General features: G+C 61.4%; 16 protein-coding genes. 9 read left to right on the plus strand and 7 right to left on the minus strand.

The genetic code is table 11. The features are described from left to right. Positions 1–6: 6 nt before the first annotated feature. The 3 genes from JQS30_RS07370 to JQS30_RS07380 are packed head-to-tail and all read right to left on the minus strand — an operon-like array spanning position 7 to position 2478. The gene (locus JQS30_RS07370; protein WP_213172713.1) at positions 7–744 is read right to left on the minus strand and encodes an ABC transporter permease; all 738 of its coding nucleotides are present in this window, start codon (positions 742–744) and stop codon (positions 7–9) included. A 43-nt stretch (positions 745–787) separates the two neighbouring features. Continuing rightward, positions 788–1723 carry an ABC transporter ATP-binding protein gene (locus JQS30_RS07375; RefSeq protein ID WP_213172714.1) on the minus strand — a complete coding sequence of 312 codons (936 nt, stop codon included), beginning with the start codon at positions 1721–1723 and terminating at the stop codon, positions 788–790. Next, on the minus strand, positions 1720–2478 hold the full coding sequence (locus tag JQS30_RS07380) for a winged helix-turn-helix domain-containing protein (protein WP_213172715.1): 759 nt from the start codon (positions 2476–2478) through the stop codon (positions 1720–1722). Before JQS30_RS07380 ends, JQS30_RS07375 begins: the two co-directional genes overlap by 4 nt. Positions 2479–2612: 134 nt before the next feature. Between JQS30_RS07380 and JQS30_RS07385 the strand changes: the two genes are divergently transcribed. Both JQS30_RS07385 and JQS30_RS07390 read left to right on the plus strand, forming a co-directional pair. After that, positions 2613–3191 (plus strand): TetR/AcrR family transcriptional regulator, encoded by a 579-nt coding sequence (locus tag JQS30_RS07385; protein WP_213172716.1) that lies wholly within the window; start codon positions 2613–2615, stop codon positions 3189–3191. A gap of 40 nt (positions 3192–3231) precedes the next feature. After that, positions 3232–4158 carry an SDR family oxidoreductase gene (locus JQS30_RS07390; RefSeq protein ID WP_213172717.1) on the plus strand — a complete coding sequence of 309 codons (927 nt, stop codon included), beginning with the start codon at positions 3232–3234 and terminating at the stop codon, positions 4156–4158. A gap of 5 nt (positions 4159–4163) precedes the next feature. Here JQS30_RS07390 and JQS30_RS07395 read toward each other — a convergent pair whose 3' ends face one another. Genes JQS30_RS07395 through JQS30_RS07405 form a run of 3 tightly spaced genes read right to left on the minus strand, consistent with a single transcriptional unit; the run spans position 4164 to position 6935 of the window. Next, complete coding sequence (locus JQS30_RS07395; RefSeq protein ID WP_213172718.1) at positions 4164–5135, minus strand: hypothetical protein; 972 nt, start codon at positions 5133–5135, stop codon at positions 4164–4166. Positions 5136–5160: 25 nt separating this feature from the next. Next, positions 5161–5778: a response regulator transcription factor gene (locus JQS30_RS07400; RefSeq protein ID WP_213172719.1), complete on the minus strand. Its 618-nt coding sequence runs from the start codon at positions 5776–5778 to the stop codon at positions 5161–5163. Beyond that, on the minus strand, positions 5775–6935 hold the full coding sequence (locus JQS30_RS07405; protein ID WP_213172720.1) for a sensor histidine kinase: 1161 nt from the start codon (positions 6933–6935) through the stop codon (positions 5775–5777). The genes JQS30_RS07400 and JQS30_RS07405 overlap by 4 nt, the downstream gene beginning before the upstream one ends. A 139-nt stretch (positions 6936–7074) precedes the next feature. Here JQS30_RS07405 and JQS30_RS07410 point away from each other — a divergent pair, with 139 nt between their 5' ends. From JQS30_RS07410 to JQS30_RS07425, 4 genes are read left to right on the plus strand one after another with little or no spacing between them, the layout of a single operon-like run. Beyond that, complete coding sequence (locus JQS30_RS07410; RefSeq protein WP_213172721.1) at positions 7075–8037, plus strand: ABC transporter ATP-binding protein; 963 nt, start codon at positions 7075–7077, stop codon at positions 8035–8037. A 45-nt stretch (positions 8038–8082) separates the two neighbouring features. Then, a complete protein-coding gene (locus JQS30_RS07415; protein WP_213172722.1) occupies positions 8083–8874 on the plus strand; it encodes an ABC transporter permease in 792 nt (263 codons plus the stop codon). A gap of 57 nt (positions 8875–8931) precedes the next feature. Beyond that, positions 8932–9135 (plus strand): hypothetical protein, encoded by a 204-nt coding sequence (locus tag JQS30_RS07420; RefSeq protein WP_213172723.1) that lies wholly within the window; start codon positions 8932–8934, stop codon positions 9133–9135. A gap of 57 nt (positions 9136–9192) precedes the next feature. Then, positions 9193–10518, plus strand: coding sequence for a M20/M25/M40 family metallo-hydrolase (locus tag JQS30_RS07425; RefSeq protein ID WP_213172724.1), 1326 nt, complete (start codon positions 9193–9195; stop codon positions 10516–10518). Between the two features lie 65 nt (positions 10519–10583). Here the strand turns inward: JQS30_RS07425 and JQS30_RS07430 are convergent, their stop codons facing one another. Then, a complete protein-coding gene (locus tag JQS30_RS07430) occupies positions 10584–11558 on the minus strand; it encodes an aldo/keto reductase (protein WP_246498108.1) in 975 nt (324 codons plus the stop codon). Between the two features lie 296 nt (positions 11559–11854). Here JQS30_RS07430 and JQS30_RS07435 point away from each other — a divergent pair, with 296 nt between their 5' ends. From JQS30_RS07435 to JQS30_RS07445, 3 genes are all read left to right on the plus strand, one after another. Further along, positions 11855–12676 (plus strand): undecaprenyl-diphosphate phosphatase, encoded by an 822-nt coding sequence (locus JQS30_RS07435; RefSeq protein ID WP_213172725.1) that lies wholly within the window; start codon positions 11855–11857, stop codon positions 12674–12676. A gap of 127 nt (positions 12677–12803) precedes the next feature. Continuing rightward, positions 12804–14045 carry a cysteine--1-D-myo-inosityl 2-amino-2-deoxy-alpha-D-glucopyranoside ligase gene (gene mshC / locus JQS30_RS07440; protein ID WP_213172726.1) on the plus strand — a complete coding sequence of 414 codons (1242 nt, stop codon included), beginning with the start codon at positions 12804–12806 and terminating at the stop codon, positions 14043–14045. Positions 14046–14504: 459 nt separating this feature from the next. Continuing rightward, a complete protein-coding gene (locus JQS30_RS07445) occupies positions 14505–16187 on the plus strand; it encodes an enoyl-CoA hydratase-related protein (RefSeq protein WP_213172727.1) in 1683 nt (560 codons plus the stop codon). The last annotated feature ends 35 nt before the right edge of the window (positions 16188–16222 follow it).

A 16222-nucleotide genomic window follows, 5' to 3' on the forward strand; every position in this document is an offset into this window, starting at 1 on the left:
AAGAAGTTAGACGCGACGGGTGGTCACCCACGTCGCCACGGCGATGCCCAGTGCTCCCCACACCGCCAAGATTAGGTACGGCAGCAGCGAGATTCCCGAAGCCGGAACATCCACGGCTTCCCGCACGGCCTGCGCCATGTACTGCAAGGGTAGGAACTGGTGCACCGTGGCCAACCAGTCCGGCAGGCGCTCAGCCGGGTAGTTCAGTGGGGCGAACATCAACGCGCCGATCAGAATGAAGTTCGTGACCATGTTGACCATCGTTGGCCTCACCAGGTATGCCACCGCGTAACCCATCGACACGGTTCCGGCGATGACCAACAGCAATGCGGGTATGACCAGTGGACTCATCGTGAATTCCAGACTGAAGCGGAGACTGGCCGCCAACAGGGTCAAGAAGAATCCGGGAATGGCGATCACGACCCAGATCGTGGCGCTGGCGGCCAGAAGTGCCATGCGGGGCACCGGAAGCGAACGCTGATAGTCCAAGATTCCCTGCTGTTTTTGATAGGCCAGTGAGCCGGGAGCGACTGCGAGGCCGACCGTGATGAGGGAAATCGTCATCGCTCCGGTCGTCAGATACAGAGCCGATCGCTGGTCGAGGTCGGGAATGAGGAACGAAAATCCGACGACAACACCGATGGAAAGCAAAGCTTGAATGACGAAGATATAGGGAAGCTCCGACTTCTGCCGAAGAACGTTCCATTTGACGAGGTAGAAGTAACTGCGAAACCACGGTTGCATGTTTGTTTCCTTAGGTGTCTGAAGCTATGGGTGGGCGAGGAACTTACGCGGCTGTCGCGGACGATTCCGACAGGTCGATGTAGATGTCTTCGAGCCCCACGGGTGTGATTGAGAATTCTTCGATGGCGCCTTCGAGCTGCTGCTTGTGCGCCCAGGAGAGGATCTCGGAGCTCTGGTCGATGTCGACTGGCGCGACGACCCGCTGGCCGGTCACGACGCCGTCGTAGCGCTTGGCGATGGAGTGTGCGTCTTCGGGGCTGGCCGCCACGATCTCCACGCGCAACTGGTGACCGAGACGTTCGCGCAGCATGGCGGGCGTCCCCTCGGCGATGACCTTGCCTTCGTCCAGAATGATGAGGGAGTCGACCGCGCGTTCGGCCTCGACCACGTTGTGCGTCACGAGGAGCACGGCGTGCCCGTTGTCGGACAGAGCGCGGATTTGTCGCCATAGCAGGCGACGCCTGACCGGGTCGACGTCGTTGGTCGGTTCGTCGAGCATGACTAGCTGCCCGGGCTGAGCCACGGTCATGCAAAAGAGCGTCAGTCGCTTGACGCCGCCGGAGAGGTCTTGTCCGCGTCGGTCGGCCCACGCCTCGATGTCGAGTTCCCGCAACAGGTGTGAGGCGCGCGCTTTGGCCTCGCGGGTGCGCGCTCCGCGCAGTTGGGCGACAACTTCGATGGCTTGGCGTGGAGTGAAGTTGTCCAGTGGCGCTTGGGTCTGGGGCTGGAAGCTACACACTTCCCGCGCCATACGCGGATCGGCCAGCGCGTCCGCGCCGTTGACGTGAATCGAGCCCGAGGTGGGCCTGGCGAGGCCGATGACCTGGTTGAGCAGCGTAGTCTTTCCTGCTCCATTGTGGCCGAGGAGCCCGACGATGGAGCCGTTGGTGACGTTGAACGAGATGTCGTCGTTGGCTTTGACTCCACCGCGAAAGACTTTGGTGAGGTTGTCGATCTGCAAGAGCGGGTGCGTAGTCATGGGGCTTCCTTTTCGGTTTCCGGTGGATCTGTTTCGGTCTGGTCTGGTTGCTGGTCGGGGGTATTGGGTGCTGCTCCGGGCACGGCCCAGGCGGTGAGTCGGATGGCGCGGGCTCCAGGAGGGCGCTTAGACGGGTCGGACCGTTCGGCGCGGGAGGCGATGTGTTTGTCAATGAGGGCGCTGATGTCGTCGTTGAGGGCCTGGAGTTCGTCTACGGTCAGGAAGTTGAACGACACGGAAGTGCGGGAAGCCTTGACCCATTCGGGCTCTACTTGGCGGCGCCGCGCTACCCAGCGATGCATGCCGTCGATTTGCTGGTTAAGCATTGCGTCGCCGAGTTCCTCCATGGCCATGTCCATAGCGGAGGGAACCTTGCCTTCTTCGGTCTCGGGTCGGCCCAAGTCGATGTTGAAAGCTTTATCCACGACCTTCCATGGGCGAGCCCGGCCCTTGCGCGGCTCAGCCTCCTCCACGAACCCGTGCTTGTGAAGTTGCCGCAGGTGCCAGGAGCAGTTCGCTTGGCTGTCGCCGACAAATCCGGCCAGTTCGGTCGCGGTCGAGGGGCCTCGCTGGAACAGTTCTTCGTAGAGCCGGGCACGCAGCGGATGAATGATGGCCTTCAGCGCCGCGAAGTCGGTGATCTGGGGGATGTCATTGACCGTCGGGCGGTCGACTTCGTTTGCTGCCGTGTCACCTGGTGTTGACTCGAGCCCCGGGTGGGGTTCTGCGCTGTTCGATTCTCTGTCCGCTGTCATGTATCAAAAGATATCTTTTGATACCTCGAAGCACAAGAGGTTTCAAAAGAAAACTTTTGATATGCGCCTAGTTTTTGCGAAACGGCAGGTCAAAAATCATTCGAGCTATTAGTAAATGGTTGTACACTAACTTCATGGCGCGACCGAGGACGTACTCCGACGAAGATCTGCTGCGTGCCGCGCACGAGACCATCCTCGAACTGGGGGACCGGGCAACCCTGGCCGACGTGGGAAAACGGGCGGGAGTCTCCCCAGCGGCGCTGAACAAGCGCTTCGGTACCAAACGAGAGCTACTTGTGCAGCTCTCACGTCGCTGGGTCGACAGCGTCGACGCGCAGTTGGAGCAGGCCGAGACCTCCACCTCGGACGTCATCGAACGCATAGTGGCCGTCGCAACCTGCGGACTAGGGGAGTTGGACCGACCAGAACAGGTCGGTGCCCAGCTCAGCGCCCTTGCCGACGATCTTCGTGACGCGCAGCTACGGGAACTTCTCGCTCAGGGCTGGGTAAAGACGCGCCTGCGTCTGGAAGGGCTCCTCGCCGCAGCCCAGAAGGACCTTCCCCGGGCGCCGCATCCGGCCCAGGCCGCACGCATCCTGTTCTCCCTCGTACAGGGCGAAAGCCTGTACTGGTCTCTGGACCCGCAGGGTTCACTCACCGAGGAGGTGCGGGGAGACGTACGGTCCGTGCTCGCCGGATGGGCTGGCCACTAGGCCGAGAAAATTCACTGCCTTCAGATCCAAAGGAGAGACTATGAATGAGTCAGCGCTGCCGCTGTCGGGAAAGGTCGCGCTGGTAGCGGGCGGAACGCGCGGGGCCAGTAAGGCGACAGCGCTCGAACTGGCCCGCAGCGGTGCTTTCGTCTACGCCACCGGGCGCAGCAGCCGCACCGCGGGCCGCTCGGAGATGAAGCGACCGGAGACTATTGAGGACACGCATGAGGCGCTCAACGAGATCGGCCAAGGGGAGGGCCTGCGAGTGGATCACCTGGAGCCCAGCGAAGTCAAGGACCTCATCGCGCGTATTGACGATCAGCACGGCCGCATCGATATCCTGGTCAACGGCATTTTCGGTGGGGACGCCTACGTCCAATTCGGAAAGAAGCTATGGGAGCACGACCTGCACGGTGGTCTGAGAATGCTGCGCATGGGCATCGAAACCCATGCCATCACTAGCCATGCCGCGCTGCCACTCCTGATCCGCCACAGCGGGGGAATGGTCATCGAACTCACCGACGGCACCGAGGAGTTCAACCGCGACTATCGAGCTGACGTGGGCCTCTTTTATGACCTGGTCAAGACCGCCGTTGGGCGCATGACGAAAGCCCAGGCGCACGAGCTCAAGGCGTACGACTGTGCCGCGATTGCCGTCACGCCCGGGTGGCTGCGTTCTGAGGCCATGTTGGATGCCTTCGGCGTTTCGGAAGAGACGTGGACCGAAGCCTGCGAGAGAATGCCCCACTTCGCGATCTCGGAGACTCCCCGCTATGTGGCGCGGGGAATCGCGGCTTTGGCGGCGGATGAGGACCGCCTAGCCGACTCCGGCTCTGTGCTCTCCAGTGCGGATCTGGCTCGGCGCTACGGAGTCACCGATGTCGATGGATCAAAGCCGGACTGCTGGCGCTACCTCAGTGACGGCCGCATGGAATCGGACACGGCCGACACATCTGGATACCGATAGGGCGGTCATTCCAAGCGCAGAAACATCTGCTTGAGTAGGTCACCTTCGGTTGGCTGGGGATTGTCGAGACTGGCCGGCCGGACCAACACCCCGGCGGCTTCCAGCTCGTTCATGAGGTCCCAGATCCACTCGTGGCCCACGATCACAGTGGCCTCGGCCGTGGTGGTGCCCTCCAATAGCTCAAGGATTGCCAGAGCCGTATCCGAGCGAATGGCCGTGGTGAGTGTGCGCGATATCCGCTCGCTGTGTTGCTCAATGGCCGTGTCTTGCTTGGGATCAATGACGAGCAGGCCCCGCTTTCGCAGCTGCGTGATGTCGGCCTTACGAGTGAAATCGACCAGCGTGCGCGCCGTCGCGTGAGTCCACATCGCTACGAGCGTGCCTCCGGCGACGCGCTCATCGTTGATTCCCGCCGTGCCGGGTCGCGCCGGGTGGATGGCCCAGAATAGCCCGTTCCACAGCGGCTTTTCCACGCTGAGTTCACTGGTGGGAACCAGCTGCGCTGCTTTGAGGTCTTCCCAAAACAGGCCGTCGATGACATGTCCGAAGATCACCGTGTATTCCAACCCGGTGTGGCCATCGTTGCGCAGCTGGGTGCAGATGGCCCCGACATCGTCCATGATCGCGGGGGCGACTTCGGCTGCGAGCGCCTTGGAACCGGCTCGTACCGCGGCGAGTTTCACGGGCTCCACGATGGGAAACGTCGAGCGCAGGTGCTCCCCTTCAACATCGAGCACGCTATAGAGTTGCAACAATTTCAGCTGACTCTCTGTTGGGGAAATGCCGAGTGCGGCCAGCTCATCGAAGGTGATTCCGTTGCGGGCGTGGTAGAGAATCTCGCCGTTGTCGTCGAGCCCGACGACCGCATGGGGCGTGCTGCGAGCTCCCAGGCAGAAACCATGCAGGCCCCATTGCGCAAGATCGGTGGGAGCCTCGGCGCTGTGGTGCGAAGTCGTCTCGTGTGGGGTGTCAAGCATTCGTGAGTTCTCCATATCGGGCCTCTCAGATCCAGCCTTGTTCCCAGGCGTGCTGCGCGGCGGCATAGCGGGAGCGGGCATTGAGTTTCATCATGGCAGAGGACAGGTAGTTGCGGACCGTCCCCTGTGCCAGGTGCACTTCAGATGCGATGTCCTTGACCGAGCCACCCGCGCGTGCGGCGCGTAGCACGTCGAGTTCCCGGTCGGTCAGCGGGCAGGAGCCCTCTGTCAGCGCAGAGGCCGCGATATCAGGGTCCACATAGCGTTGGCCGCCGTACACGTCGCGAATGATTTGAGCCAGTTTCAAAGATGGGGTTGTCTTCGGCACGAAGGCGGATACTCCGCAGGAGAGGGCCCGCCGCAGTACTCCGGGCCGGGCGTGGCGGGTCACCAAGATGATTTTGGTATTCGCTCCCTGCGCTTGTGCCTGGGCTCTGATTTCTTCGGCGGCGACCAAACCATCGGCGGGAGGCATTTCCAGATCCAAGACCGCCACATCGGGCCGCAACTGTGCCGCTTGTGTCACCGCGTCAACAGAGTTGTCTACCTGCGCGATGACCGACAGATCTTCCTCCAAATCGAGCAGCGCCACCAGCGCACCTCGAATCAATGCCTCGTCATCGGCTACCAGCAGCGTGATCACCTCGTTGTCTCCTCAGCATTGATACGGACTGAACCGGTGATGCTAAAACGACCTTCGGTGAGGTCCCACTCCAGTGTGCCCCCAGCCGTGGCGAAACGTTCAGCCAGCATCGTCAAGCCGTTGCCAGCCACCACCGGTCCCGCCCCTCCTTGGTCGTTGGTCACCGTCACCGTCACCGTTGCCTCGTGCTGCTCGACCTTCAACTCAGCCCAGGAGGCGCGAGCATGCCGCAAAATATTCGTCGCCGCTTCGCGCACCAAATATCCCAGGAGGGAAACACTGGCGGTGCGAGATCCCGCCGCTATCACCACCGTGGCTTCGATCCCCGCCGCTTTCAACACCTGCGCCGCGTTGTCGATCTCCATTTCCAGTGACACCGTGCGGTAGCCAGTGACCACATCACGAGTGTCCTGCAACGCTTGCCGCGCCAGTCGTTCGATCTCCCGAAGCGCCTCGGTTGAGCTGTGGCCGGTCGTCTCGGAAAGGCGAGCCGCCAGTTCGGCTTTCAAGGTGATGGCCTGCAAGTGGTGGCCTTGAATATCATGCAGTTCGGCGGCGAAACGGAGTCGTTCGTCGGCCACCGCAAGTTGCGCCGCGACCCGGCGAGCATCTTCGGATTGCACTGCCACATCGTAGTTCCACCATTGGCTCCAAATACCCCAGCCGAGAAATGGCGTGAGCACCGTGGAAACCAGGATCGACGAGTGGGCCTCGACGAGACCTAGCTGATAGGAGCCATAGGAGACCGCGGCGGCCACGCCGGTGATGGCCGCGATCGTGCCCGGGCGACTGCTGAGCTTCACCCAAAACAGCGGGCCCGCCGCCAGGAATCCCATGAGGAGCACCCAGTTGGCGTCGACGCGACCGTCGAATCCACAAGCGGCGTATCCGATGGCGAACATAACCAGCGCCGCCACCCATAGCCTCAATTGCCCTCGACGAGGGCCATTGTGCAGAAAAATCACGTAGGAGGCCAACGCGCATCCGGCAGATATCGTCGCCGCTGTTCCCGCGATCACAGCCGTGACGAGGCTGACATCGCTCAGTGCCACCCACACCACCGTCATTGCCGCGATACTGACACCCATGGTCAGGAGGGTCAACAACGTGTAGACGTAGAGGCGGTGAAGGTCCCGAGTTGGCGATGAATCAGACACCGTCCTATTGCAGCACGGATGGGGTGGCTGCGGGGCCTACCAACCCATGACAGATGTCATCGATCGAGGTGACATCCTCATCGACTGCTGTGTACACCTATCACTGTTGAGATGCGGCTACGCAGATCAGACTTAACTCATGACTGATCAACGTGCTCACCCTCCGGCGGTTTCTTCGGCTCCCGCCTTCGCCGTGCAGAACGTGACCTGCCAGTACGGAAGCTATACCGCCGTAGAGGAAGTTTCGTTCTCGGTATCTAGCGGAGAGATCTTCGCGCTTTTGGGTACGAACGGGGCCGGAAAAACCACGACAGTCGAATCCCTGCAAGGCAACCACACTCCCACGTCGGGACAGGTGCGAGTCTTGGGAAAGGACCCGGGCCGTCTTTGGCGCACCCTGGCCGGACGGGTAGCTGTCATCAGCCAAGAAAGCGGTTTCGCCCCTGATCTCACGGTCGCCGAAACGCTGCGAATGTGGCAGGCACTCAACCCTCGTCGGGAAGCGACGGCCTTCGCCGGCCAAGACCCGATCGACGTGGTCGGCCTTTCGCATCGCCGTGACGCCAAGGTGGGTGTGCTCTCCGGCGGCGAAAAGCGGCGTCTTGACCTGGCTCTGGCGGTGAGCACGGGTCCCGAGGTGCTCTTCGCCGATGAACCGACGACGGGCCTCGATCCGGCTTCGCGGCGTAGCACGTGGGAGGTGCTGCGGACCCTGGCCGCCCATGGTTGTGCGATTTTGTTGACCACTCACTACTTGGACGAAGCGGCCGAACTGGCCGATCAGGTAGCCATCATGAACTCGGGCAAAGTGGTGCAATCGGGCACTGTGGCCCAGGTCGTGTCCGCCCAGGACGCCACGATTTCGTTTGCCTTGCCTGAGGGCGTGACGGCATCGCATCTGCCGGAGCTAGTACACGGTCGGACTGACTGCTTCGAGACCGGCGGCCGCAGATCAGTTGTTGTCTACACCGGCCAGTTGCAGGCTGACATGTTGCGCATTTTGACCTGGGCCGATGAAGAGGGCTTGGTTTTGGAGGAATTGGCCGCGCATCCAGCTTCGCTCGATGAGGTCTTCGCTGCCTTGTCCGACCAAGACGCGTAGTTCGCCCTGCCGGTCCCTAGCTACTTCGACCCAAAGAGAGATGAGATGAAAGTGATGTCGGTACTGACCAACAATGCCCCTCGGGCTGGTTCTCGTCGTGTTCTGCCCGCAGCGTGGGTGCTGGGCGGAGCCGAGATGCGGTTGATCGTCCGTAACCGCACGGTCCTTCTTACTTCAATGGCGATGCCAATTGGTTTCGCGTTCTTGTGGCTCATGACTGGACGGGACATGGCCGTTGGTGGCGGTGGCGACATTGCCGCCATGCAGATGGGATTTCTGCTGCTCTTCGGGGTTTTCCTGGGACTGACTATGACCCTGGCGGCTCGCCGACAGAGCCTGTATCTGAAGCGTCTACGCACCTCGCCTGCGTCGGCGGCGGCCATTGTCAGCGGACTGACGATACCGTTCGTGGCGCTCGTGACTGCCCAGACTGTCCTGGCTTTGGTCTTGACAGCGGTGACGACCGAATCGAGCCCCCAGCGGATCGACATTGTGCTTTTCGCGTTCGTGGTTGGGGTCGTATCGTGTGCGGCTTTGGGCTTCCTGACCGCCACTTTCACCTCGACCCCGGAGGCCGCGCAGATCACGACATTGCCGGGGTTTTTGGTGCTCATGGGCGGAATCATCTTTTCCCTGATGACGCAACCGCAGGACATAGCGGTGTGGCATCTGGCTATTCCAGGGGTGGCGATTGGGCACCTGTCACGTATGGGGTGGAACGGCTTGGAGGGCGAGTCGTTGTCGGTCCTGTGGTTGGGCTTGCTGGTGTCCGTGGTGCTCACGGCGGCCATATGCGCGGTAGCGGCCCGATACTTTCGCTGGCAGCCCCGATTATAGATATATCGACAAAGAGGTAATCGCATTATGAACCCGTACGCCCACAGCTTGTATTCCATGAAACTGCCCGAAAAACTGCGCGTCGAAGTCATCATCGCCGTGACCGGCATGCCCTTGGTGATCGCAGCGTGCGTGTGGCGTCTCGACGGCACAATGCAGGTGCTGGTACCTCTGGGCGCGGCACTGTACTGGGCGGTGCGAATCGTCATGATCCTCCTACGAGATCGTCGCACGATGGCAAAACCCCGCCCGCCACATTGACCCCACCTGAATCTTCTGCGTCTGTGATTATTAAGGAAATCTTGATATGAATGAGAAATGACTGATAACGCTGCAACGTACCCGAAGGCGGTCGATGAGGTCGTCGACCTGTGCCGCGACCTCATCCGCATCGACACCACCAACACCGGAGACCCTGCCACGGTGGTGGGCGAGCGGGCGGCCGCAGAGTACGTGGCCGAAAAACTGTCCGAAGTCGGCCTCGAACCGACGATCTTCGAGTCTTCCCCGGGTCGGGCCTCGGTCGTGGCCCGTTTCCCCGGCGCCGACAGCACCCGAGGGGCGTTGCTGCTGCACGGTCACTTGGACGTAGTACCCGCCGAGCCCGGCGAATGGTCGGTCCATCCCTTCTCCGGCGAGATCCAAAACGGCTACGTGTGGGGACGTGGAGCGGTCGATATGAAGGACTTCGACGCGATGCTCTTGGCCGTGGTTCGGGAGTGGAAACGAGCGGGGAAGGTGCCGCCACGCGACTTGGTTCTCCTGTTCACCGCCGACGAGGAAGCCGGGTCGATATGGGGTGCTGGTTGGCTGGTGAAAAACCACCCCGAGATTTTCGAAGGGGTCACCGAGGCCGTTGGCGAAGTGGGCGGTTTCTCCATTTCTATGTCTAACGACCTGCGTCTCTACTTGATCATGACGGCCGAAAAGGGCATCGACTGGATGCGGTTGAAGGCAACGGGCCGACCGGGACACGGCTCGATGCTGCACGATGACAATGCCGTGGCTCGGCTCGCCCAAGCGGTCGCCAATGTTGGCAATCACACCTTCGACGTAGAGATGACCCCGACGGTACAGGCGTTTCTCAACGAGGTCTCGGAGCTGACCGGTATTGATGTCAACACCGATGACCCGGAAGCGGCTGTGGCCAAACTGGGGCCACTGGCCCGCATCATTGGGGCGACGCTGCGTAACACGGCCAATCCGACCATGCTCAGCTCAGGTTACAAAGCGAACGTGATCCCCTCCAGCGCCGAAGCCACGATCGACTGCCGCAGTTTGCCGGGCCGTTCCGACCAACTGCAGGCCAAAATCCGCGAACTGATCGGCGACGGCGTCGATATGGAATATATCCACCGAGAGCCGGGCATCGAGACCCCTTTTGAAGGCGAACTGGTAGACGCGATGGCAGCGTCGCTGCGGGAGATGGACCCGGGCGCACGGGCGGTGCCCTATATGCTCTCCGGCGGCACCGACGGCAAAGAATTCGCCAAACTGGGAATCCAGTGTTTCGGGTTCGCCCCGCTGAAGCTTCCCTCTGAGCTGGACTTCGCCTCGTTGTTCCACGGTATAGACGAGCGAGTTCCGGTCGACGCCCTCAAGTTCGGCGTCAGCGTCATGGATCGTTTCCTGTCACAGAGCTGATCGCTCAAGGTGAGAACGGCGGAGGCGGCCACACTGGATGTGGCCGCCTCCGCCGTGCATAGAACTTAGTAGCTTTCGGGATAGCCGACATCGGGGGCGGAGACGTCATCCAGCGCCAGGCGGATCTCCGGCGGAAGGAACAAACGGTCGGTCGCCAAAGAGGCCCGAAGTTGACTGGCATTGCGTGCTCCCACGATGGCCGAGGCGACACCGGGCTGGTCCCTCACCCACGCCAGCGCCACCTCAAGCGGGCTCACACCAAGACCGTCGGCGGCAGTGGCGACGGCCTCGACGATTCCAGCCGAACGTTCGTCCAAGTAGGTGGTCACGAATCGCGACCATTGCGCGGAGGCGGCACGGGAATCGGAGGGGCGGCCATAGCGATATTTGCCGGAGAGCACGCCGCGTCCCAGTGGCGACCAAGCGAGGACCCCTAGCTCCATCGCTAGGCACGCGGGGAGTACTTCGCGTTCGACGCCCCGTTGCAGCAGCGAATACTCCACCTGGGTACACGACAACGCGGTACGGGTGGGCCAGGCGTTTTGCCAGGCGGCGGCGCGAGCGGTCTGCCAACCGGTGAAGTTCGAAACCCCGATGTAGCGCACCCGCCCGGTCTCCACTGCCCAGTCAAGCGTGGAGAGCGTTTCTTCCAACGGAGTGTCGGGGTCGTAGACGTGAAGGTTCCAAATGTCGATGTAGTCGGTGTTCAGACGCTTCAAAGTCGCATCGAGGGACCGCATGAGCCAAATGCGGGAGGTGTCGCGGCGACGATCCGAACCATCGGTTCGGACCCCAGCCTTGGATGCGATGTGTAGGTCACGACGAGGAACGACCCGGTCGATGAGTTGGCCCAGGGCCGCTTCGGCCGCACCTTGTCCAAACACATCAGCGGTGTCGACGAGCGTTCCTCCGGCGTCGGCGAACAGCTGCAGTTGGGCAGCAGCGTCCTCAATGCTGGCCTCGTCGGTGGACCAGGTCATCGTGCCGAGCCCTAGTCGCGATACCTCGATGCCGCTGCGTCCCAGTGGTCTGCGTTCCATGACCTCACAACCTACATTGAGCCCGGTTCACATGTGGGCCACGGCTCGGGGTGGGTGGAATTAACCTTATTGCTCTAACCTAGGCGGCGGCCCTCGTTCACTGCCTGAGGTCGCGTTGGTGACGGGTACTCGTTTCACATCCACCTTTGCTGCGTCCAGGGGTTCGCGAGGTTTCCGTAAACTGTTCGTGCTGCGGCAGTCGATCCCATCTAGGGCGAACGCCGTACCGGCTCGAACTCGTCTCGCCATCGCCCATTGTGGTGGCGCTCATTCACAATACGTCCAAGGGGATCAGTGTGGAAATTTGGCAAGCGGTCGTGCTTGGCATTGTGGAGGGGCTAACGGAGTTTCTGCCGATTTCCTCCACCGGTCACCTGGTGGTGTTCTCCAGCTTTTTGGGGCTAGAGGTCAATGATCGCGCCGTTATCGCTTTCAACGCGATCATCCAGGGCGGGGCGATCATGGCGATTCTCGTCTACTTCTTCAACGACATCAAACGCATCTCATTTGCCTGGGTCAAAGGCGTATTCAACAAGGATGAGCGAGGTTTCGACTACCGATTCGGCTGGTACGTCATTGTCGGGTCGATGCCGATCGGCGTCGCGGGCCTGGTCTTGAGCGGGTTTGTCGAGAGAATCTTCAACCTGTGGGTGGTCGTCATCGGCATGATCGGCTGGTCGTTTGTGATGTGGTTTGCCGAAAGGGTCGCCACTCAGCAGCGTGGCGAGCGCCATATCAATATGAAGGACGCGATTTTCGTCGGCGCGGTTCAAGTTCTGTCGCTGTTCCCGGGTGTATCGCGTTCTGGTGCGACCATGACCGCCGGCATTCTGCGTGACCTGGACCGGGTGACGGCGACGCGCCTGGCGTTTTTCCTGGGAATCCCCGCGCTCGTCGGCGCGGGGGGCCTGGAGATGCGCGAGGCATTCGGTGGCTCAGTGCCGTTCGCCTCTCTCCTGGTCGGTATCGTGGTCTCGGCTGTGGTGGCCTACGCCTCAGTAGCGTGGTTGATGAAATTCGTCGCCAACCACAGCTTCATGATCTTCGTCTGGTACCGGCTGGCCTTCGGCGCAATCGTGGCGCTCCTGCTCCTCCTTGGCGTGCTCTCACCAACGTAAACCCAGGTTGCCGCCCCGAGCTTCTGTGCTACCCACTGTTGAGGTGAGGCCCTTCTCACCACCGTTCAACGCGATTGTGGAGCAACTCATTCGGCGTTCCGACGCGAAACGGACTACCATTCCCACCATGGAATCCTGGCAGAAACCCGAGCTGGCCACCCTTCCTGGCCACGGAAAACCACTGCGCCTTTTCGACACCTCGTCGCAAGAGACTCGCAACCCGCTGGAACCCGGACAGCACACAGCCACGCTGTATGTCTGCGGCATTACGCCCTACGACGCCACCCACCTGGGTCACGCCGCCACCATGCTCACGTTTGACCTGGTGAACCGCTACTGGCGGGATGCTGGGATCGAAGTGAGATACGTGCAGAACGTCACTGACGTCGACGAGCCGTTGTTCGAGCGCGCCAAGCGTGACCAGGACGACTGGAGAATCCTGGGCATGCGCGAGACCGCCCTATACCGCGAGGACATGGAAGCGCTGGCCATTGTGCCGCCGGAGAGTTTCGTCGGTGCTATCGAGACCATCCCGGAGGTAGCCCAGGCGGTCGCACAACTACTGGAGTCTGGCCACGCCTACCGCCACCCTGATGAGGACGGTGACATCTATTTCGATGTGACCTCGCACAAGGAGTTCGGCTATCAGTCTGGATACGACCGTTCCACGATGCTGAAGTATGCGGCTGAACGTGGGGGCGACCCCGACCGGCCCGGCAAACGTGATCCGCTGGATCCGAAGCTGTGGAACGGGCCGCGGGGCGACGAACCCTCGTGGGATACGCCTGTGGGCCCGGGCCGCCCTGGCTGGCACATTGAGTGCACGGTGATAGCCCGTAAATACCTGAAAGACTGTATCGATGTACAGGGTGGAGGCAATGACCTGATCTTTCCGCACCATGAGTGTTCCATCGCCCACGCCGAGGCGCTCTCGGGCACTCATCCGTTCGCCAGTGTCTACAGCCACACCGGCATGATCGGGTTGGAGGGCGAAAAGATGTCCAAGAGCTTGGGTAACTTGGTGTTCGTATCCCGTCTTCGTGCCGATGGGATCAACCCTGACGCCATCCGAATCGCTTTGTTCGACGGACATTACCGCTCCGACCGGCAATGGACCCAGCAGAGTTTGGCGCGGGCGGAGGAGCGACTGCGGAAATGGTCGGCCGCGTGCGAGGCACCGGCCGGGGCTGAGGGGTTGGTACTGGTGAACGAAGTGCGCGACCATATCGCCAACGACCTCGACACTCCAGCGGCGCTTGCGGCGATCGACGCATGGGCTGCCCGCACCCTCGGCGGTGAGACCGTGGATGCCGACGCACCCGGGCTGGCTCGAACGATGCTTTCCTCCTTGTTCGGCGTCACCTGCTAAATTGCCCAAGTCAGCACGTGGATCGGCCAATCGGTCTGCCGCTGAGCGAAACGGCCCCTGCTTGTCGAACGTCCAGCCGTTGCGTCTTCGCTCTAGGCTCGATACCCTCATTGTCGAGCGCCGCCGGAGGGGGACGCGATTTTAGAGGCCACAGTGGCAGTAATCGTGTATTAGCAGTCGGTTTCGCATGACACGGCTTGCCAAAGAGGGCTGCTGTGACGTTATGTTTTCGCACAAGCACGACCGCTGGCACACGATACCCCTTGAATTGCCGACCCCTTGGGAGATTTGTTATGTCCACAGAACTCTCCCGCAGGGTCGAGGGATCGTCAATGTGCCCTAGTCGACCCGCCCACCAACTGAAAACCCAAGGCGTCTCGATCCGAACCTCCGCCGCCGCGCAACCTCCCGCGCGACGGCGACGTCCTGCGAGAGTCTTGCTTCCCCAAGGAGACGGCGTTGAAAATCCTATTGCTGGTATCGGCCTTCAACGGGCTAACCCAGCGGGTCTGGTGCGACCTGCGTGATTCCGGCCATGAAGTCGGAGTCGAATTGGCCGCGACCCATGAATCAGAGGAGGCGCTCACCAAAGTCGTTGCGGATCTTGATCCGGATCTGATCTTGTGCCCGTTCCTCAAACACCGCGTTCCAGAAGCGGTGTGGAGGCGGTGGACCACTGTCATCGTCCATCCGGGTCCCGCTGGTGATCGCGGGCCGTCCTCACTGGATCACGCCATTATGGATGGTCGGAGTCATTGGGGAGTCACGGCCCTCCAAGCGGTCGAAGAAATGGACGCTGGACCTATTTGGTCCACCATCAATTTCGCCATGCCCAACCCACCGGTATCCAAGAGCGCCCTCTATAACAGCGCGGTGGCTGATGCCGCCATGCTCGCCATCGAGGAGACCATCGCCAAGGTCACCGCCGGGCACGGACCCACCCCAGTTGAACAGACTCCACATGAGATCCCCGGTACCGGCGAGCTACCACTACTGCGCCGAGCCGCTTTTGCTCTTGACTTCAATCGACCTGCTCCCGAGTTGGCGCGCATTATCGCTGCCGCCGACGGCTCACCTGGGGCCACTGGTCTTGTCAACGGCGAGCCAATGTGTCTCTACGACGGGGTCGCGACTGCTGTGAACAGTCATGGACGACCTGGTGAAACAGTCGCCGTCGACAACGACGCCGTTGCGATCGCCTGTGCCGAAGGCACCTTGTGGGTCGGCTATGCGGCCCGTCTTGACGGTAAGCGACGCGGCCCCAAACTGCCCGCCGCTCATCTACTGCAAACTCCTGGATACGGATCGGGCCACCTGCCCTATCAACCTGGCCCGGTGGAGTTGGCTGAGACCACCTACCATCGCGAAGGTGATGTCGGGTTCGTCACCATCCGGTCCTATTCCGGAGCTATGCACACCGGTCAATGCCACCGGCTCTACGAAGTGGTCCGTAAAGCCCTTAACGAAGACACCAAGGTTCTGGTCTTGCAGGGCACCGAACACACCTTCTCCAACGGAGTCCACCTTGGCGTCATCGACGCCGCTCCCGATCCAGCCGTCGAAGCCTGGGCAAACATCACCGCCATCAACGATGTGTGTCGGGCTTTGGCCGATTCACCCAGCCACGTGACCGTCGCAGCCTTCACCGCTAACGCGGGAGCTGGTGGGGCGATGATGGGCTTGGCCGCTGACGTGGCTGTCGCTCGCGACGGTGTCGTGCTCAACCCTTACTACGATATGGGCTTGTACGGTTCGGAGCTACACACGTATTCGGTCGCGAACCGTCTCGGTGACGATCTAGCTCAGGAGCTTCTTGCGGGCAAACAGCCAATCTCAGCCGCCCACGCCGCCGAGATCGGACTCATCGAGGCTGTCGGGCCGCGCTCATGGTACGACTTCCACAGTTGGCTGGTAGACATCTCGACCTTCTGCACCACCGCTGAGGCGTGGGCCGCCGAGATGGAGGCCAAGCGTGCTCGTGCCTCTCGTTCCAAGCCTCTGGACTACTACGAGACCCTTGAACTAGCCGAGATGGCTCGAGACTTCTTCGATGACCGCAATGGTTTTGCGCGCAAGCGCCACGAGTTCCTGCGCAAAGTCGCGCCCACGGCCACGCCCGACCACCTTCGACCCCGTTGGTAACAGGTCGCGAGATACAACAATGCGGTATCTAGCGC

The sequence above is a fragment of the Natronoglycomyces albus genome (genome assembly GCF_016925535.1).
In the GTDB taxonomy this organism is placed as follows: Bacteria; Actinomycetota; Actinomycetes; order Mycobacteriales; family Micromonosporaceae; genus Natronoglycomyces; species Natronoglycomyces albus.